Origin of the sequence: Dinoroseobacter shibae DFL 12 = DSM 16493, assembly GCF_000018145.1 — a bacterium.
GTDB lineage: Bacteria > Pseudomonadota > Alphaproteobacteria > Rhodobacterales > Rhodobacteraceae > Dinoroseobacter > Dinoroseobacter shibae.
Genome location: NC_009952.1, coordinates 518,040 through 536,358 on the forward strand (window position 1 = coordinate 518,040; position 18,319 = coordinate 536,358).

General features: G+C 62.6%; 16 protein-coding genes. 12 read left to right on the forward strand and 4 right to left on the reverse strand.

Annotated elements, in window-relative coordinates; all coding sequences use genetic code 11:
* Positions 1-35: 35 nt before the first annotated feature.
* From DSHI_RS02700 to DSHI_RS02725, 6 genes are all read left to right on the forward strand, one after another.
* Positions 36-848: a sugar phosphate isomerase/epimerase family protein gene (locus tag DSHI_RS02700; RefSeq protein ID WP_245533041.1), complete on the forward strand. Its 813-nt coding sequence runs from the start codon at positions 36-38 to the stop codon at positions 846-848.
* A 22-nt stretch (positions 849-870) separates the two neighbouring features.
* Entirely contained in the window at positions 871-1,890 is a 1,020-nt protein-coding gene (locus DSHI_RS02705) for a thiamine pyrophosphate-dependent dehydrogenase E1 component subunit alpha (protein ID WP_012177212.1), read from the forward strand.
* Positions 1,890-2,873 carry an alpha-ketoacid dehydrogenase subunit beta gene (locus tag DSHI_RS02710; protein ID WP_012177213.1) on the forward strand — a complete coding sequence of 328 codons (984 nt, stop codon included), beginning with the start codon at positions 1,890-1,892 and terminating at the stop codon, positions 2,871-2,873. Before DSHI_RS02705 ends, DSHI_RS02710 begins: the two co-directional genes overlap by 1 nt.
* A gap of 26 nt (positions 2,874-2,899) precedes the next feature.
* Positions 2,900-4,096: an acetoin dehydrogenase dihydrolipoyllysine-residue acetyltransferase subunit gene (locus tag DSHI_RS02715; protein ID WP_012177214.1), complete on the forward strand. Its 1,197-nt coding sequence runs from the start codon at positions 2,900-2,902 to the stop codon at positions 4,094-4,096.
* 29 nt (positions 4,097-4,125) lie between these two features.
* Positions 4,126-5,619, forward strand: a complete 1,494-nt coding sequence (locus DSHI_RS02720) for an FGGY-family carbohydrate kinase (protein ID WP_012177215.1) — start codon at positions 4,126-4,128, stop codon at positions 5,617-5,619.
* A 185-nt stretch (positions 5,620-5,804) separates the two neighbouring features.
* Positions 5,805-6,476 carry a DUF1045 domain-containing protein gene (locus DSHI_RS02725; RefSeq protein WP_012177216.1) on the forward strand — a complete coding sequence of 224 codons (672 nt, stop codon included), beginning with the start codon at positions 5,805-5,807 and terminating at the stop codon, positions 6,474-6,476.
* 13 nt (positions 6,477-6,489) lie between these two features.
* Here DSHI_RS02725 and DSHI_RS02730 read toward each other — a convergent pair whose 3' ends face one another.
* Positions 6,490-7,428, reverse strand: coding sequence for an aldo/keto reductase (locus tag DSHI_RS02730; RefSeq protein ID WP_012177217.1), 939 nt, complete (start codon positions 7,426-7,428; stop codon positions 6,490-6,492).
* A gap of 77 nt (positions 7,429-7,505) precedes the next feature.
* Here DSHI_RS02730 and DSHI_RS02735 point away from each other — a divergent pair, with 77 nt between their 5' ends.
* Positions 7,506-8,282, forward strand: a complete 777-nt coding sequence (locus tag DSHI_RS02735; protein WP_012177218.1) for an NnrU family protein — start codon at positions 7,506-7,508, stop codon at positions 8,280-8,282.
* A gap of 134 nt (positions 8,283-8,416) precedes the next feature.
* On the forward strand, positions 8,417-9,781 hold the full coding sequence (gene hemN, locus DSHI_RS02740; RefSeq protein WP_012177219.1) for an oxygen-independent coproporphyrinogen III oxidase: 1,365 nt from the start codon (positions 8,417-8,419) through the stop codon (positions 9,779-9,781).
* A gap of 420 nt (positions 9,782-10,201) precedes the next feature.
* Here the strand turns inward: hemN and DSHI_RS02745 are convergent, their stop codons facing one another.
* Positions 10,202-11,830 carry an inorganic phosphate transporter gene (locus DSHI_RS02745; protein ID WP_012177220.1) on the reverse strand — a complete coding sequence of 543 codons (1,629 nt, stop codon included), beginning with the start codon at positions 11,828-11,830 and terminating at the stop codon, positions 10,202-10,204.
* 76 nt (positions 11,831-11,906) lie between these two features.
* Between DSHI_RS02745 and DSHI_RS02750 the strand changes: the two genes are divergently transcribed.
* A complete protein-coding gene (locus DSHI_RS02750; protein WP_012177221.1) occupies positions 11,907-13,757 on the forward strand; it encodes a Na/Pi cotransporter family protein in 1,851 nt (616 codons plus the stop codon).
* A gap of 46 nt (positions 13,758-13,803) precedes the next feature.
* Entirely contained in the window at positions 13,804-14,052 is a 249-nt protein-coding gene (locus DSHI_RS02755) for a hypothetical protein (RefSeq protein ID WP_012177222.1), read from the forward strand.
* Positions 14,053-14,104: 52 nt separating this feature from the next.
* On the opposite strand, the gene DSHI_RS02760 is transcribed toward DSHI_RS02755, so the two are convergent.
* Positions 14,105-14,845, reverse strand: coding sequence for an HAD family hydrolase (locus DSHI_RS02760; protein WP_012177223.1), 741 nt, complete (start codon positions 14,843-14,845; stop codon positions 14,105-14,107).
* A 9-nt stretch (positions 14,846-14,854) separates the two neighbouring features.
* A complete protein-coding gene (locus DSHI_RS02765; RefSeq protein ID WP_012177224.1) occupies positions 14,855-15,871 on the reverse strand; it encodes an ABC transporter ATP-binding protein in 1,017 nt (338 codons plus the stop codon).
* Between the two features lie 160 nt (positions 15,872-16,031).
* Here DSHI_RS02765 and DSHI_RS02770 point away from each other — a divergent pair, with 160 nt between their 5' ends.
* Positions 16,032-17,375, forward strand: coding sequence for an ABC transporter substrate-binding protein (locus tag DSHI_RS02770; RefSeq protein WP_012177225.1), 1,344 nt, complete (start codon positions 16,032-16,034; stop codon positions 17,373-17,375).
* Positions 17,376-17,449: 74 nt separating this feature from the next.
* The gene (locus DSHI_RS02775) at positions 17,450-18,316 is read left to right on the forward strand and encodes a carbohydrate ABC transporter permease (RefSeq protein ID WP_012177226.1); all 867 of its coding nucleotides are present in this window, start codon (positions 17,450-17,452) and stop codon (positions 18,314-18,316) included.
* The last annotated feature ends 3 nt before the right edge of the window (positions 18,317-18,319 follow it).

Below are 18,319 nucleotides of genomic sequence, written 5' to 3' on the forward strand. Positions count from 1 at the left end.
TGGAGGGTTTCGGCGTTCATACGAGCATGTGGACCATGACATGGGACCAGGCCGGTTGCGAGAAGGCGGTCGCGAAGGCCAGGGCCTATGGCATGGATTTTCTGGAAATCGCACTTTTGGACCCGCCCAACGTCGATGCCGCACACAGCCGGTCGGTGCTCGAGGCGGCCGGGATGCGCGCGGTCTGTTCGCTTGGCCTGCCGCAGGAGGTCTGGGCATCGCGCAATCCCGAAGGTGCTGTCGATTTCCTGACTATTGCGCTGGACAAATGCGCGGCCATGGGGGCTGAGGCGTTGTCCGGCGTTGTCTATGGCGGCATCGGGGAGCGATCGGGCAAGCCCCCGACGCGGGCCGAGTTGGACAATGTCGCAGATGCCCTGACACGGGCCGCGCGACATGCCAGATCTCTCGGGCTGCTGTTCGGGATTGAGCCGGTCAATCGATACGAGACCCATTTGCTCAACACCGGCTGGCAGGCCGTCGAGATGATCGAGCGCATCGGGGCGGAGAACATGTTCATCCATCTCGACACATATCACATGAACATCGAAGAAAAGGGCATCGCGCAAGGCATCATCGATGCGCGTGAGCACCTGCGCTACATCCACCTGTCGGAGTCCGACCGGGGCACGCCCGGGGCCGGTACCATCGCTTGGGACGAGATATTCAGCGCCCTCCGGGCGGTCGGATTCAAGGGCGGTCTGGCAATGGAGAGCTTCATCAACATGCACGCGGAGATCGCCGAAGGGCTTTCGGTCTGGCGGCCCGTTGCCTCAGGCGAGGCGGAGGTGATGGAAAACGGCCTGCCCTTTTTGCGCAACAAGGCGCGTCAATACGGCCTCATCTGACCGAACCCGGGAGACCACGAGAATGAAGAACACGACGCTGCCGCAGCTTTATGAAGACATGCGCCGGGTGCGGACATTCGAGGAGCGTGTCGGAGAGCTGTTTGTGCGCGGCAAATCGGCGGGCTCCATGCTCCACCTGTCGATTGGCGAGGAAAGCGCCGCCGTCGGGGTCTGCGCACATATGCGCGACGGTGATACGTTCACAACCCATCACCGCGGTCACGGAATTTTTCTCGCTCGCGGGGCCGATCCTGACCGCATGATGGCCGAGATCGCGGGCAAGGAAAGCGGCTATTGCCACGGCAAGGGCGGCTCCATGCACATCGCGGATATGGGGCTGGGCCATCTTGGGGCCAATGCCATCGTTGGGGGCGGTATTCCGTCGGTCGTCGGGGCAGGCCTGTCTGCGCGGCACAAGAAGAGCGGCGCCATTTCGGTCGCCTTTTTCGGAGATGGCGCAACGGGCCAGGGCATCTTGTACGAAAGCATGAACATGGCCGCGTTGTGGAAGCTGCCGGTGATCTTCGTCTGCATCAACAACCAGTACGGGATGGGGACGCGCATTGATCAGGCCACGGCAAACCCCAACCTGCACGAACGTGCCGCGGCCTTCGGTCTGGCGGCGCGCACGGTCGATGGCCTGGATGTCGAGGATGTGGCCGATGCCGCGGCGGACTTGATTGCGGGCGCCCGTGAGGGCAGACCCGCGTTTCTGTCGATCGATTGCTATCGGTTCTTCGGCCACGCCCGCAAAGACAAGTCGCCCTACCGGGATGAAGCCGAAGAGGCAGAGGGCCGCAAGAAGGACCCGGTGCTTCGAGCACGCGACAAACTGATCTCCGACGGATTGATGTCGGAGGCCGAGCTCGATGCACTGGACACCAGGGTGGCCTCCGAAATGGACGGATCCATCGACTTTGCCGTTGCAGGCAACGAACCGCAGATGCAGTCGATGTTCCGTGATGTTTATGCCCCGTCGCAGCCGGAGCCGGAGCCCGTGCGCACCCGTCTCGACCGCATTCTGGCACAGGAGCCGCGATAATGGCCGTGCAGCAGACAACCTATCGCGACGCTCTGCGCCTCGCGTTGTCCGAAGCCATGACCAAAGACGAAAACGTCATCGTCATGGGCGAGGAGGTCGGGCGCTACGGTGGGGCCTATGGGGTGACCAAGGACCTGATCAAGGAGTTCGGGCCGGAGCGGGTGATCGATACGCCCATCTCCGAGGCAGCCATCGTCGGTGCGGCCGTGGGGGCTGCGATGACTGGTCTGCGCCCGGTCGCCGAACTGATGTATGTGGATTTCATCGGCATGACGATGGATCAGCTTGCCAATCAGGCGGCCAAGATCCGCTACATGTTCGGCGGACAGATCGGTGTCCCGATGGTGCTGCGGACCCAGGGCGGCACGGGGCGATCTGCAGGCGCACAGCATAGTCAAAGCCTCGAAGGGTATATCATGCACACGCCGGGCCTTCGGCTTGCCATGCCTGCCACGGTCGAGGACGCGTATCACCTGCTGCGCCAGTCGTTGCAGCAGCCCGACCCCGTTGTCTTCATCGAACACAAGGGTCTCTACACCATGAAGGGCGCCCTCGACCCCGATGCCGCGCCTGCCGGCTGGGGCGAGGCGACGGTTCTGCGCGAGGGCGACGATCTGGTCATCGTCACCTATTCGCGGCAGGTGCACCATGCCTTGGAGGCTGCCGAAACCTTGGCCGGTGCCCATGGCATCAATGTCACGGTTGTCGATCTGCGCACACTCAACCCGCTTGATTTCGACACGATCCGCCCCCTCGTTGAAGCCGCCGGGCGCGCAATGGTGGTTTCCGAAGGGGTGATGACCTGTGGGGTGGCGGCCGAACTGTCGGCGCGGATCACGGAGGAATGCTTCGATTTCCTCGAAGAACCCGTGGTGCGCGTTGCGGGGGAGGATATTCCGATCTCGGTGTCACCGCTGCTGGAGCAGAATTCGGTGCCAACGCCGGAGTTGATCGTGGACATTGCGCGGAAGATGTTCGCATGAGTTCTCCGGCCAGGTTGACGCTGCCGATGCCGCGACTGGGCGAGACGATGGAAGAAGCGACCATCGCTGACTGGCTGGTCCAGCCCGGACAGAGCTTCAAGCGCGGCGATCCTTTGCTCGAGGTCGAGACCGACAAGACAATGGTGGAATACCCGGCGTTGGGCGATGGCATACTGGTGGAAACACTTGTCGGCCCCGGTGACGTGGTTGAAGTCGGCACGCCGATTGCGGTGATTGAAACACGCGATGCGTGGGACAGTGTGGAAGAGCCGGACGCCGCTGCATCTTCCCCCGGGGCCGCTCCTTCGGAAGTGGCGGGCACCGCGGCGCAAGCGCTCGTCTCACCTGATGCAGCGCGTCTTCGGGCCACGCCATTGGCGCGTCGGATCGCCAGAGAGAACCATATTGCGCTTTCCCAGGTGACCGGCACAGGACGTCGCGGGCGAATAGAAGCGGGCGATGTGCGCGTTATGCTGACGGAAGGTGCATCGACACCAGCGGTGATCCAGGCAGCGCCCGGGGCGACGGCATCCGTCTATTGCGTGCATGGCTTCGCCGGACTCGGTTCGAACTGGGCCGCCCTGCGGGCCAGCCTGCAACGCGCGGGCATTACATCGAGTGCGCCTGATCTGCCCGGACACGGGCGCAATCGGGTTGACGCCGGAAGTATCGAGGCGCTTGCCGACTGGCTTGCTGCGGACCTTGCAAGCCAACCGGAGCCGGTTCAGCTTGTGGGGCACTCTCTTGGCGCGCATGTCGCGGCCCGGGCTGCGCAGCGCGTTCCGTCCCGGGTTGCCCGGCTCACGCTGCTTGCTCCGGCAGGGTGCGGGATCGAGATCAACGGTGCCTTTCTGTCCGGCATGGCGGCCGCGCCCAGCGTTGGCGAGTTGGCCCATCTAATGCGGCTCCTCGGTCGGAAAGCGGCAGAGTTGGACAATCACGCCCTGGAGGCCCTGTCTCGGGAGTTGCAGGGAGATCGGCTTTCAGCCTTGGCGGCGGCGGCGGCGCGCGCTGATGTGCAGCGGATCGACACGATCGCTCCGCTGCGCAGCCTGGCAGGCAAGATACCGGTCCGGGCGATCTTCGGGCTCTCCGACCAGATCATTCCGCGCGATCACGCGTTTCACTTGCCGCCTGCCGTGGCCTGTCACATGCTGGAGGCTGGACATATGCCGCACTGGGACGCGACGGAGGAGGTCGCGTCGATTATCGCGGCACCGTGACACGGCGCAGACCGAGGGAGGATAGGAGCGTGGCGTATTTTCTGGCGGCGGACGGGGGAACCGAAAGCCTGCGTGTCCGAATCTACGATATAAACGGCGTGTGTGTCGCCTCTCATGCGGAACCTTACGAGACGACGTTTTCCCCAGGTGCCCGGGCCGAACAGAACCCCGAGGACTGGTGGATCTGCCTGTGCAAGGCCTCCCGTGCATCTCTGGCCGAGGCCGGCCTTGCGGGGGAGCAGATCGATGCGATGGCCTATGCCACGACCTCTTGCACCGTTGTCGCGCTCGACAAGGCGGGCAAGCCGCTGCGCCCTGCGCTTTTGTGGATGGATGTGCGCGCCGACCAGGAGGCGGAAGCGGTCCTCGCTACGGGCGATGCGCGCCTTCGGCTGAATTCGGACGGGGCCGGACCGGTATCGGCCGAGTGGATGATTCCCAAGGCGCTCTGGATCAAGCGCAATGAGCCGGATGTCTACGATGCCGCCGCGACGATTTGCGAGTATCAGGATTACCTCACGCTTCGGCTGACCGGGGAGCGCTGCGCATCGCTCAACAATGTCGGGTTGCGCTGGCACTATGCCAACCGCGATGGCGGCTGGGCGGAAAGCCTCGTGACCGCACTGGGCATGCCCGATCTGGTCGAGAAATGGCCTGCGCGCGTTGCGGCCCCTGGCGAGGTAGTTGGCAGCCTGACGCCCGATGCCGCCGAGGCGCTGGGCCTGACACCCAAGACCAAGCTTGTGCAAGGAGGAGCGGACGCCCTGATCGGCATGATCGGCCTCGGTGTGTCGCAACCGGGTCAGCTGTGCCTGATCACCGGGTCTTCGCACCTGCAATTCGGCGTGACGGAGAAGCCCTTCCACGCGCCGGGCATGTGGGGGGCCTATGCCGATATCGTCTACCCGGGTCGTCATATCGTCGAAGGCGGCCAGACCTCCACCGGCTCGATCATCAATTGGCTACGTCGCTTCGTGGGTGGCGAGTTCGATATCGACGAGATGAACCGCAAGGCCGCTGCGCTGCCGCCGGGGTCCGAAGGGCTGGTCGTGCAGGACCATTTCCAGGGCAACCGGACACCTTACACCGACGCGCGCTCGCGTGGGGCGATCACCGGGCTGACCCTAGCGCATGAGCCGCATCACGTCTTCCGTGCGATCATGGAGGGTATCTCGATGGGCACCCGCGCGATCCTCGATTCCTTCGCCAAGGGCGGATACGAGGGCAGTGAAATGGTTGCGGGCGGTGGGGCGACCAACTCCGACCTTTTCATGCAGATCCATGCGGACACGGCGGGCATCCCGGTGCGTATCCCGGCCTCAACCGACGGGCCGACGCTTGGGTCGGCGATCCTCGCCGCTCATGGCGCGGGATACTTCGCGACCATAGACGAGGGTATCGCGGCGATGGTCAAACCCGGTCGCGTGATAGAGCCGAATCCGAAAGCCGTGCAGGCCTATGAAGAGATCTACGCTCGTTACCTGGCGCTTTATCCGGCCCTCAGCGGAGCACTTGCGCGTTAGCCCGCGTTGCCGGAGCACTTTGGCGCGCAATCAACGACGTCGCGCCGCAGGCAGAAAGTTACCTAACCTGGCCGCGAGGCCACGTGGTCCATACTGGCTAATAGGGACTGGTCCGGGACCTTGGCAAGACCATTGAACTTTCAAAAGTCTTTGTATGCAAGCCCAGGTCCGGAAAGGACGCTTGAATGTCATATCAGCGCTTCGCGATCTATCATGTGCCTCCGCAAGGGGCGCTGTCTGCGTTCGGGGCTGCGTGGTTGGGCTGGGATGTAACGGCGGGGTGCCCCTCGGTGCCCTTGGCAGTGCCGGAACGTGACGCGGTAACCGCAACGGCACACCGCTATGGCTTTCATGCGACCCTGAAGCCCCCCTTCCGGCTCGGGGAAGGTTGCGCATTGGAAGGGCTATCCGAGGCGGTCTCCACGCTTGCCCGGCGCCTGTCGCCGGCGCGCTGCGATGGGCTGGCGCTCGGGCGGATGGGGCGGTTTCTGGCGCTGCTGCCCGTGGGGGATGCGACGGGTCTTAACCATCTGGCGGCGGCTTGCGTGACCCAACTCGATGCATTTCGTGCCTCACCCACGGCGGAGGAATTTTCCCGAAGGCGGGGCAGCGGATTGCGTCCGGAGTTGGAGGCCAACCTGACGAACTGGGGCTATCCCTACGTCCTGTCGGCATACCGGTTCCACATGACCCTGACCGACCGTCTCCCTGCGGCAGCATTGCCCGATTGGGAGGTCGTGCTGGCCGATCTTCTTCCGCCTCTGCCCGCTCCGTTCGAGATATCCGGCCTGGCGCTTGTGGGTGAACGTGCGGATGGTCGGTTCGAGGTGATCGATACCTTCCCCCTCGCGGGATGAACTGTCGCCGCGATCAGCTGAGTGCCTCTTCCAGCCGGTCCGTGGCCGGGGGTGGGGTCTGGGACAGGGCGGTGATGCGGGCATAGAGATCCGGGGGCAGAGCCATGTCGCGTGCGGCAAGCGAGGCGTCCAGTTGCGCCACGTCGCGGGCGCTGATGATCGGTGCTTTCACGCCCGGATGGGCGGCGGCCCACGCCACAGCGAGGGTCGCCGGCGCTGCGCCTATCTCGGCCGCCAGCACGCGCAGCGCCACTGCAGCCTCATGCATCCAGGGCATGCTGTAGCGCATCTCGTACTTTTCATTCTCGGTCAGACGCCCCGTGCCGCCCTCGGCGTATTTGCCCGTCAAAAGCCCGCCTCCGAGCGGCGAATAGGGCGCGACCGCGATCCCCTCGGACAGGGCCATAGGCAGGATCTCTACCTCGGCCTGTCGTTTGATCAGGGAATACATCGGTTGCAGGATGTCGATGCGCGTGCCGAACTGTTCAGCGACCGCCTGTGCCTTCATCACCTGCCAAGCCGCAAAGTTCGACACGCCAATGTAGCGAAAGCGACCCGCGGATTGCAGATCGGCAAGGGCTTCGAAGGTCTCCTCAAGCGGCGTCTCCGCGTCCCAGCGATGCAGGTAAAGGATGTCGACGGCATCGAGGCCGAGGCGCCTGAGGCTTTCGTCGAAGGTCGTGCGAATATTTGCGCGACCGCTGCCGCCGACATACCCGACCTTCGTGGCGATCAGCAGATCATCGGCCTGGTCCGTGACCATCTCGCCAAGCCAGGTCTCGGATCGACCCTCCGTATAGACATGCGCGGTGTCGAAGAAGTTGATCCCTGCGGCGCGGCAGGCTTCGAACATGGCGGCGCTTGCGGGTTTGTCGGCCGTCCCCCCGAACTGCATGCACCCGAAGCACAGAGACGAGGCGGGCGCGCCGCTGCGGGTTGTGAGTTGGGTCATGGGAGCCTCCTGCGATGTGGTTTCGGCCATAGAGGAGGGGCGGGCAGCGAAGGTCAACTGCCACATCAGAGGCGTTGATGCGCGACATCTATGCCGCTGCCATTTTGCGGCTGGAGGGCTATCGTGCCGCGGGCAGGTTGCTGGTCAGCGCGGCTTGCGGTGCTGCGTTGCAAAAGGGGTGCATGCATATGGGTTGGGTCGAGTTCATCCTCGCCTTCACGGTGTTCTTTCTGTCCCACGGGGTGCCGGTTCGCCCGCCGATGCGGCCCTGGCTCGAAGCGCGGCTCGGGGCGCGCGGCTTCACGCTGGCCTATTCGGCCCTGTCTCTTGGCGTACTGGCCTGGTTGATCGGCGCCGCCGGGCGCGCGCCCTTTGTGCCACTCTGGGACTGGGCCCCCTGGCAGGCGCACCTGGTACTCGCCGCGATGCTGCCTGTCTGCGTGATTATTGCTCTGACACTTGGCCGACCCAACCCGTTCTCCTTCGGTGGCGCGCGCAATGACATCTTCGATCCGGACCGTCCGGGCATCGTCCGGGTGACGCGTCATCCACTTCTTCTAGCACTGGCAATCTGGGCTGGGGCTCACCTGTTTCCGAACGGTGATCTCGCGCATGTGATACTGTTCGGCACCTTTGCGGCCTTCGCTCTGCTGGGTGGACGCCTAGTGGACCGGCGCGCGCGGCGCACGCTTGGCTCTCAATGGAGCCCCTTGTTGCAGAAATCCCGGCAAACGCCGGTTTTCAGGGCCTTTCCTCTGGGTGAAAGCCTGCTCAGGCTCGGCCTTGGGGTCGTGCTTTATCTCGTTCTGATCGGGGTGCATCCGTGGCTTTTCGGGGTCAGTCCACTGCCCTGATAATGGTGTGTCGCCAACGGCTGCGGTTTGATGAAGGTCAAGGACGGCTTTGTAGGACCCATGCGAGACATGGAGGATAACGGGGATGGTCGGATCGTGCACGCTTCTTGTCGAAGGGGCAGGAGCCGACCGGAATGAGGAACAAGACCGTGGATGAAATCGTCGAGAAATATGCGCGCGTGGCGACCCCGCGCTACACCAGCTACCCCACGGCGCCGCATTTCGAGCCCGCGTTTCCCGAGGTGACCTATCGCGGATGGCTGAGCGCGCTCGATGCGTCGGAGCCGATCTCTCTTTATGTCCACATCCCCTTCTGTCGCGAAATGTGCTGGTATTGCGGCTGCAACATGAAACTCGTCAAGCGCGAAGGCCCGCTTGCCGAATATGTCGAGACGCTGCTGAAGGAAATCGCTCTTGTGCGGGCGGCGATGCCGGGGCGCGTACCGGTGGCGCATCTGCATTGGGGCGGTGGGACGCCAACCGCATTGTCGCCGGACCAGATTGCCCGGATCATGGACGCCTTGCGGGCGTCCTTCGACATCCTGCCGGATGCCGAGATCGCCATCGAGAGCGACCCGCGTACCCTGACGGAGCCGATGGTGGCGCGGCTGGCAGAACTCGGTTTCAATCGGGCCAGTTTCGGTGTGCAGGAATTCGACCCGAAGGTGCAGCGCGCCATCAACCGTATCCAGCCGCCGGAAATGGTTGCAAAGGCGGTCGGCATGTTCCGGCGGCACGGCATCGCGGCAGTCAATTTCGATCTGATCTACGGGCTCCCGTACCAGAGTGTCGAGACGCTGCTGCACACGGTGGACCTGGTTTCCGAAATGGGCCCGGACCGGATTGCGCTCTTCGGGTACGCCCATGTCCCCTGGGTCGCCAAGGCGCAGCGGATGATCCCGGAGGAGTCCTTGCCGGACGCACGGGCGCGGGCGGCGCAAGCGTCCGCTGCGGCGCGTGCGCTGACCGAGGCCGGGTATCGCGCCATCGGCATCGATCATTTTGCCAAGCCCGAAGACGGGCTCGCCCGGGCGCAGGCCGAAGGGCGGCTCTATCGCAATTTCCAAGGCTACACGGACGATCCTGCGGCCACCCTGGTTGGTCTGGGCGCGACCTCTATCGGGCGGACGCCGCAGGGCTATATCCAGAACCAACCTGAGACCCGCGCTTGGGCGCGCGCCATCGAAAACGGTGCGCTACCGGTTGCCAAGGGTCGCGCCTTCGCAGGCGAGGACCTGATGCGTGCCGCGGTGATCGAACGGATCATGTGCGACGGTTACGTGGACCCGGATGCTATTGGTGCGCGCTACGGGGTGCCTGCCGGATGGTGGGGACCCGAGCGTGATTCACTGCGGGATATGGAGCGGGATGGACTTGTCCAATGCGGCGCGACGGGCCTGCGCGTGACCTCCAAAGGCGCCCCGCTGGCACGGGTCGTGGCAGCGGCATTCGATAGCTATTTCGCTGCTTCCAAGGCCCGCCATTCCGTGGCGTTGTAACGCGCGACGACCATGGCGAAGTCACGGTTCACGGCGACAAGACGCCACGGCAATTGTCGCGGGCGCTCAAAACCCGTGACGTGAACGCCGACTGTATCGCTCTGCACTTGAACCGCCCAGTCTGGAGCGTTTGTGTCATGGGGGCTGGTGATGTCGAATTCGGGGAAAAACCTGGCGGCTAGGCTGTGTTAAGTGGTTCGGCAGACCGCCAATCTGATAAAGAAAGCGCGCCCGGAAATCAGACCGATCGACCGCGCCGCGCCGGTCGTTCCGGCCCCAACGCCATGCTGCCCGCGTCTTGCGGAGCACTAACGAGGCGTCTTGCAACCACCACGCGCAAACTCTTCACGACGATTAACGTGCGGGCCGCAGCAGCGGCTGCCTTGTCCTGAGTCCGGCGCAACATGCGCATGAAGGCCATCAAGGCAGCATCATGCCCCTGATCATGAAGAAGAACATCGCCGCAAGCAGCGCTGCGATCGGGACCGTGATGATCCAGGCCGCCGCAATCCGCAGCAGCAGGGTGCGCTTGACCAGCTCGACCCGGTGCACATGCCCCAGTCCGCGCCGTTCACGTTTCTTCAGAAGGCGATCAGCAGAGGCCTGGGCCTTCATTTCCCTCAGCATCTCGCCTTTTCCGGCAACGTCGGCGGCCTCGAACTTCGCGAGGAAGGCCTCCACCGCTTCCGGGTCGCTCTCGGCGTGGTGCTCCCTGATCTCGTCGAGCATCCGCGCGTAGCTCGACTTGATGTATTCACGCAGGAATCCCACCCCGAACACCCCGCCCACGGCGATATGGGTGGAGCTGACCGGCAGCCCCAATTGCGAGGCGATGATCACTGTGATCGCGGCCGCCATCGCGATGCAGAAGGCCCGCATCTTGTCCAGTTCGGTGATCTCGCTGCCCACGGTACGGATCAGCTTCGGTCCATAAAGCGCGAGACCCAGGGCGATCCCGATTGCGCCCACCGCCATCACCCAGAGCGGGATGCCCGCACTTGTCGAGACACCGCCCTCGGCAATGGCTTCGGTGATCCCCGCCAGTGGGCCGACCGCGTTGGCCACGTCGTTCGCGCCATGGGCGAAACTCAGCAGCGCCGCCGCGAATATGAGCGGCACGGTGAAAAGCTCGTTGACGCTCGCCTTGCGGTTCTCCATGGCCGCCGTCCGCGCGACGATATGGGGGCGCAGGATGACATAGACCGCCGCTGCCACCGCCAGCCCGATCAGGACCGCCAGCGGCAATGGCACCGCGATGAGTTTCTTGACGCCCTTCAGCATGAGGTAGGTCGCGAAGGCCCACGCCATGCCGGCCACCAGGATTGGAACCATCCGGTTTGCGGCTGCCAGCACGTCGCGTTTGTAGGTAATCGTCCGCTTGATGACATAGAGAAAGCCGGCCGCGACCAGCCCGCCCATCACCGGAGAGATCACCCAACTCGCCGCGATCCGACCCACCACGGACCAGTCCGCGATACCCCAGCCCGAAGCGGCGATGCCCGCCCCGAGCACGCCGCCGACGATGGAATGGGTGGTAGAAACAGGGGCTCCGATGGCCGTTGCGCAGTTCAGCCAGACCGCCGCCGCCAGCAGGGCCGCCATCATCAGCCAGATGAACGTGTCCCGGTCGCCCACCAGGTCCGGGTCGATGATCCCGCTCTTTATCGTGCCTACGACGTCACCACCGGCGATCAAGGCGCCCCCGGCCTCGAAAAAGGCGGCGATCACGATGGCACCGGTCAGAGTGATCGCGTGGGACCCGACCGCGGGTCCGACATTGTTGGCCACGTCATTCGCGCCGATATTCATGGCCATGTAGCCACCGATCATCGCGGCCGCGACCATCAAGATGCCATCGGTGCCGCCCTCGGTCCGGACGATGGTAAACAACATGATGCCCACGATGAAGATCAGGGCCGTTCCGAAACGGAAAACTTCATCCCGGTTTCGCTGAACGGCTTTTTCGATATGGTCGGTTCGCAGCACGGCGCAGGCCCCCTCTGGCGCAAGATCGGCGGCGCCATATTCCTTGAGGGTGGGGCGGCGCATATGACCCAGGTCAACGCGAGTGCCTCGGGTTAGGATATGTTTCCAGGCTGCAACGCGATGAAGGGAGGCCGCCAGCGTGAAGCGCTTCTACCTGCCGCTCGTGATCGCGGCCCTCGTGGTGACCTTCTGGGTCAGCCCCGACGCCCAGGAAATCGCGGCCGGCGTCGCGATCTTCCTTTTCGGCATGCTGATGCTGGAGGATGGGTTCAAGTCTTTTGGCGGTGGTACGCTAGAACGACTGCTGGAGCGCACGACCGACTCGGTGCCCCGGGCGCTGTCGTTCGGGATCGTGGCCACCACGCTGCTGCAGTCGAGCTCGCTGGTGTCCATCGTCACCATTTCCTTCCTGAGCGCGGGCCTGATCACGCTCGTCGGCGGGGTGGGCATCATTTTCGGGGCCAATATCGGCACCACCACCGGCGCCTGGTTGGTCGCCGGGCTCGGGCTGAAGGTCGATATCGCGGCCTATGCCATGCCGATGATCGCCATAAGCATCGTGCTGGTGTTCCAGAAGTCCAAGGTGGCGCGGGGGATCGGCTACGCGCTTGGGGGGTTGGGGTTCCTTTTTCTTGGCATCCACTACATGAAAGAAGGGTTCGATGCATTCAAGGATGAGATCGACCTGACGCGTTTTGCGTTGTCCGGGCTGTTGGGGCTTGCGGTCTATTCCCTAATCGGTACCGCCGCCACCGTGGTCATGCAGTCGAGCCACGCAACGATGGTGCTGATCCTGACCGCTCTCGCCGCGGGACAGATCAGCTACGATAACGCGCTGGCCCTGGCAATCGGTGCGAACATCGGCACCACGATCACCGCGATGATCGGCGCGATCGGTGCGAACTACCAAGGCAAGCGCCTTGCGCTGGCCCATCTGATCTTTAACCTGGTCACCGCTGGTGTGGCGCTCGTGCTCATCGACCCTCTGCGCCAGAGCGTTGACTGGATCAGTGACCTTGTGGGTATCGCCGCCACGGATTTCACCATGAAGCTGGCGGTGTTTCACACGATATTCAACGTGCTCGGCGTGGTGCTGATGCTGCCTTTCCTGTCGCGGCTCATCGCCTTTCTCGAACGCCGCATCGTCGAGCCGGTGCCCGATATCAGCCTCCCGCGCTACCTGAACGAGGCGGTGGATGAGTTTCCCCAAACGCTGGAGGTCGCCCTGCGCAAGGAGGTTTTGCACCTCTATGACAATGCCGCCGAGTTGATCCTGCATGGACTGAACCTGCATCGCGACGAGGTATACGCCGCCGAGGATGTGGGCGCTTTGGTTCGCAAGTGCCGCAAACCTCTCGATCTCGATCTGACGGAGGGCTATGATCGCCGGGTGAAAACGCTCTATTCGGGGATTGTCGAGTACACCACCCGTGCCGGAGACAAGCGAACGCCCCCGGATATCGCCGAGCGCATCTATGCCCTGCGCGACGTGTCTGCCGAGATCGTGCGCGCGGTGAAAGCGGTCAAGCACCTGCGCAAGAACGTCCTGCGCTACACAGTCCGCCCCCAGGGGGCGACGACAGAACTCTATGACGAGTTGCGCACGCAGATCGCCCGGATCGCGGTGGAAATCCGCAAACTCGACCGCGCCGCGCCGGAGGATCGCAGCACACTCTGGCTCGAACAGGAGCGCGCCCGGATCGAAGAGGATGCGCTGTCCACGTCGCGGCGCGTCGATGCGCTGATCCGAAAGGGCGTGCTCACGCCGGCGGCTGCCACCTCTTTCATGAACGACTCCGGATATGCCTTCAGTGCGATGCGTGCGCTGATCGAAGCTGCGCGCAGCTATTACGTGGAACGCGATCGTGCTGTCGCCGAAGTCGAAAGTTTGCTGTCGCTCGACGAAGATGAGTTGGCTGAGGCGATGACCACGCCCCGCGAGGTCCCAATCGCGTCACGCGCAGACGACCGTGTCACGGAGCAGTCATGAACTTCGTGCAGGATAAGACCGAGTGGCGAAGAGAGGGGCAAACAGGATGGGGCTGAAAAAACTCGCCGACAAGGTAACCGACTATAACGCCCGCCTCGACAGTGGAAAGGCCAGCAGGATCACGCCCAGCCATGTGGAAAAGGTCCTGCGAAAGCTCCGCGTGAAATCCACCGAGCTGGAAGCCGAGATCGCGGCCGCCAGCTCGGCCAAGAAAAAGGCCCGGCTGGAAAGCAAGCTCGGGATCGCGCGGACCCATATCGCACGCGCTGAATGGTTGCTGAAGGAACTGGGCTAGGCGTTTTTGGCTGTTGTGCTGCGGTAAGCAGCTTTGCCTGATCGCCTGGTAGTCAGTTCTGCTGCGTGCGCTTGGGTGCCAGGCGCGCCGCGATGTCTTGATGGGAGGCGAGGATCATATCCGCGCCGTTCTCCAGTAACGTTTTCCCGTGTTGCTCGACGATGCCTTGCAGGTGTGCGCCACCGAGAAAGCCGACCCCGCGCATGCCAGCGGCCTTGGCTGCGCGAATCCCGTAGAGAGAGTCTTCGATGACCAGGCACCTGGACGGACTTACGTCCAGCGCTTCGGCCGCCATGAGGAACAGGTCCGGCGCCGGTTTGCCGCGCGAGACTTGTTCTGAACTGAAGACGTGATCGAAGCAATCCGACATGCTCATGGCAGACAGGGCGACATTGATCCTTTCGAACGTGCCGCTGGACGCGATGCAGAACCGCGTGGCGGTCTCGGCGAGTTCGAACAGTAGCTTCTCAAGATGCGGCAGCGGCTTCAGTTCTGCGCGGAACCTGCTGTAAAGCTCTGCCTGCCAGGCATTACCAAAGTCCGCTGCGGCCTGCGATGAGCTGTGTTGATCCACATAGGTCGAAATCGTCTTGAGTGATTTTCCCAGGAACTTCTGGCGGATCTCTTCAATCGTGAGGTCCATCCCGAAGGCCTTTAGAGACGCTTGTAGAGTGGCAAGGGAGATAACCTCGCTGTCAGCGATCACTCCGTCGAAGTCGAAGATGACCAGATCCACATCGCCAAACAGGTCCGTGCAGGTCTGCGGTAGGCGGAGCTTTCGCGGGGTATTCATGGCGCGCTGTTAAATGGCTCTGCCCGCCTCGTCAAACTGGTGCAACCTGTGTCGCGAGAAGCGCAAACTGACAGCTGCACCAACCTTTGTTTCATCGTCGCCACCAACGCGGGCGACAATCTGGCCGCCACCTTTCAAACCGAGGTAGAGCAGACTCTCGCCCCCGAGGCGCTCCTTGACATGCACCGTGGCGGCGATGTGACCATCGCCGTCAGGAACGATCTCGATATGTTCGGGGCGGCAGCCCACAAAGGCCGCCGATGCATCGAGAGAAATGTCCTGTAATCCCACATCGGAAGAGAAGACATTCATCGCTGGCGAGCCGATAAACTCCGCGACGAATCGAGAATTTGGCTTGTGGTAGAGGTCCATGGGGGAACCGACCTGTTCAATGCGGCCGCGGTTTAAGACCACGATCTTGTCGGCCATGGTCATGGCTTCGACCTGGTCGTGTGTGACGTAGATCATGGTCGCGCCCAACTGCTTGTGGAGTCCTTCAAGCTCCACCCGCATCTGCACCCTCAGCTTAGCATCTAGGTTCGAAAGAGGCTCATCGAACAAGAAAACGCTGGGGTTCTTCACGATCGCGCGCCCGATCGCAACCCGCTGGCGCTGCCCCCCGGACAACTGACCGGGCTTGCGGTCGAGATAATCTTCCAGTTGCAACACGCGCGCGGCTTCCGCGATGCGTTCCTTGCGCAGGTCCGGTTCGAACCCGTTGACCTTCATCCCGAATTCCATGTTCTCTCGCACGGTCATGTGCGGATAGAGCGCGTAGGACTGGAATACCATCGCAAGGTCGCGATCGGCAGGCTCGACCGTCGTGACATCGCGCCCACCAATCTCTATACGGCCGGAGCTGACGCCTTCCAGTCCCGCCAGCGTGCGCAGCAACGTGGACTTGCCGCAGCCAGACGGGCCGACAAAGACGACGAACTCACCGTCCTCTATGTCGAGGTTGATGTCGAAAAGCGCCTGGGTCGTCCCGTAGAACTTATTGATTTTGTCGATCTTGATGCCTGCCACGGCGCGAACCTCCTGCTCCCCGGGCCATGAGAAGCCCGCCATCATATGTATCAGGCTAGAAACTTTTGTATTGACAGGCAACTGCAATGTTACTTTTGTAAGCACGTAAATCCATTTGGAAGGCAATCCAAATGTTCCGCCAAGGGAGGAATCCATACTCATGAAAACTCTGAGAAATCTGTTGTGCTCTGCCGCCGTCGCGAGCGTGATGGCATCCGGCGCCATGGCCGATGGCCACGGTTGGAGCTTGAAGGACGCAGCCGCGCCTTACGCGGGCACGACCGTCGATGTCGTGTTCCTGTTGCGCCCCGGCTACGAGGCGATCGAGGCGATGTTGCCTGCCTTCGAAGAGGAGACCGGCATCAAGGTCAACGTGATCAAGCACCCCTATGAGAACGCGCTTGGCGAACAAGTCCGCGATTTTGTGGCGGGTGGCGACCTTGATGTCGCGCTGATCGATCTTGTCTGGATCGGGAGCTTTGCTGAGAACGAATGGATCCTGCCTCTGGCCGATGTCCAGGCCAAGTTCCCTGATGCGGTTGACCCGGACCTGGATATCGACGACTTCTTTCCTCTTGTGCTCAACGCCTTTGGCGGCTGGAACGACACCATCTATGGCCTGCCGTTCGACAACTATTCGGGCTTGATGTTCTACAACCGCTGCATGCTCGAAGAGGCAGGTTTCGACGGGCCGCCGTCGACATGGGAAGAACTGAAGGACGTTTATGGCCCGGCGCTGACCAAGGATGGAAAGTACGCTTTTGCCTTGCAGTCCAAGCGGAATGAAACCCAGTCCGCAGACAGCTTCGCACGGATGTTGTGGCCCTTTGGCGGCTCCTTCCTGAACGAGGAATTCCGGTCCAACCTTATGAGCGAAGGAAGCCAGGCGGGCCTGAAGTTCCGCCAGGAGCTCATGGAGTACATGCCCGATGGCATCGTCGCTTATGATCATGCGGAAACGGTGAACGCGTTCTCGCAGGGCGATGTGGCGATGATCACCGAATGGTCTGCATTCTACTCTTCGGTCGTTTCTCCCGAGACATCGCGGGTCGCGGATTGCGTCGAGATCGCGCCCGAGCCGATGGGGCCTGCCGGTCGCAAACCGGCTCTGGGCGGCTTCTCTCTCGCGGTGGCCTCGCAGGCGGACGAGGCTGAGCAGGCTGCTGCATATCTGTTCATTCAGTGGGCAACATCCAAGGCAAACGCGCGCGAATACCTTGAGCGTGGTGGCGTTCCGGCCCGCCAGTCCGTTTATCAGCAAGACGGTCTGGAAGAGTTCAAGTTCGTCCCGGCGCTGGTGGAAAGCTGGCAGGACGGTGTGCCTGAGTTCCGCCCGCGCTTTGCGGAATGGCCTGAGATCACCGAGATCGTGCAGGAGTGGGGCACCAAGATGATGCTCGGCGAAGTCACCACCGAAGAGGGTGCGCAGGAAATCGGCACCCGCATGGAAGAGGTGCTTGACGCCGCCGGCTACTACTCGGGCGAAAAGCCGCTCGCCCAGTAACCACGACACCGCGTTTCGGGGCATCCTGAGGGATGCCCCGAAATCCCATAGGCCCACCAACCCTGGAGAAGAGCATGAGCGGCCAAGTCCCCCGCAAAACTGTTTTTGCATTTATCGGACCCGCTGTGATCGGCTTGGCCTTGGTGGGGATTGCCCCGCTGCTCTACGCCCTCTGGACATCGCTACACTTCTACAACCTGACCAAGCTGCGGCGGGTCGAGTTCATCGGTCTGGAGAACTATTGGACGGTCCTGACGGATGAGGTGTTCTGGCAGGCGATGGGGCGCACGTTCTTTTTGCTCGGGACGGCCCTTCCGTTGCAGATCGCACTCGGGCTTGGCATCGCGCTGGTTCTCCATCAACCCGGTCTGACCCTGGTCAAAACGCTGGCGCGGCTCAGCCTGGTTCTGCCGATGGCGACGACCTATGCAGTGGTCGGGCTTTTGGGGCAAGTGATGTTCAACCAGAAATTCGGAGTCGTCAACCAACTTCTGGGCGGCGCCGACATCAACTGGATTGGCGATCCGGAAAACGCCTTTGCAATGATCATCTTCTGGGATGTCTGGCAGTGGACCCCCTTTGTGGCGCTCGTTCTGCTCGCAGGTCTGACCATGGTCCCGGGCGAGGTCGAAGAGGCTGCGCGCCTAGAGACAAAATCCAAATGGACGGTGTTGCGCTACGTGCAGCTGCCCTTCTTGCTGCCAGGACTTGTTGCTGTGCTGATCCTGCGCACCGCGGATACCTTGAAACTGTTCGACATGGTTTTCACGCTCACGCGCGGAGGGCCCGGGTCCTCAACCGAGTTCATATCGCTGATGATCCAGCGTGTCGGCTTTCGCGGTTTTGATCAGGGCCTCGCTTCGGCACAGGCGATCATCCTGCTGATCATCACTATCGTGCTGGCGCAAATCTACATCCGCGTCTTCTACAAGGAGGTTTGAGCC

Coding starts and splice junctions, on each gene's coding strand:
- DSHI_RS02775 (WP_012177226.1), top strand. CDS start 17,450: ATGAGCGGCCAAGTCCCCCGCAAAACTGTTTTTGCATTTATCGGACCC.
- DSHI_RS02715 (WP_012177214.1), top strand. CDS start 2,900: ATGCCGCGACTGGGCGAGACGATGGAAGAAGCGACCATCGCTGACTGG.
- DSHI_RS02730 (WP_012177217.1), bottom strand. CDS start 7,428: ATGACCCAACTCACAACCCGCAGCGGCGCGCCCGCCTCGTCTCTGTGC.
- DSHI_RS02710 (WP_012177213.1), top strand. CDS start 1,890: ATGGCCGTGCAGCAGACAACCTATCGCGACGCTCTGCGCCTCGCGTTG.
- DSHI_RS02735 (WP_012177218.1), top strand. CDS start 7,506: ATGCGCGACATCTATGCCGCTGCCATTTTGCGGCTGGAGGGCTATCGT.
- DSHI_RS02760 (WP_012177223.1), bottom strand. CDS start 14,845: ATGAATACCCCGCGAAAGCTCCGCCTACCGCAGACCTGCACGGACCTG.
- DSHI_RS02705 (WP_012177212.1), top strand. CDS start 871: ATGAAGAACACGACGCTGCCGCAGCTTTATGAAGACATGCGCCGGGTG.
- hemN (WP_012177219.1), top strand. CDS start 8,417: ATGAGGAACAAGACCGTGGATGAAATCGTCGAGAAATATGCGCGCGTG.
- DSHI_RS02770 (WP_012177225.1), top strand. CDS start 16,032: ATGAAAACTCTGAGAAATCTGTTGTGCTCTGCCGCCGTCGCGAGCGTG.
- DSHI_RS02725 (WP_012177216.1), top strand. CDS start 5,805: ATGTCATATCAGCGCTTCGCGATCTATCATGTGCCTCCGCAAGGGGCG.
- DSHI_RS02700 (WP_245533041.1), top strand. CDS start 36: ATGACATGGGACCAGGCCGGTTGCGAGAAGGCGGTCGCGAAGGCCAGG.
- DSHI_RS02745 (WP_012177220.1), bottom strand. CDS start 11,830: ATGCGCCGCCCCACCCTCAAGGAATATGGCGCCGCCGATCTTGCGCCA.
- DSHI_RS02755 (WP_012177222.1), top strand. CDS start 13,804: ATGGGGCTGAAAAAACTCGCCGACAAGGTAACCGACTATAACGCCCGC.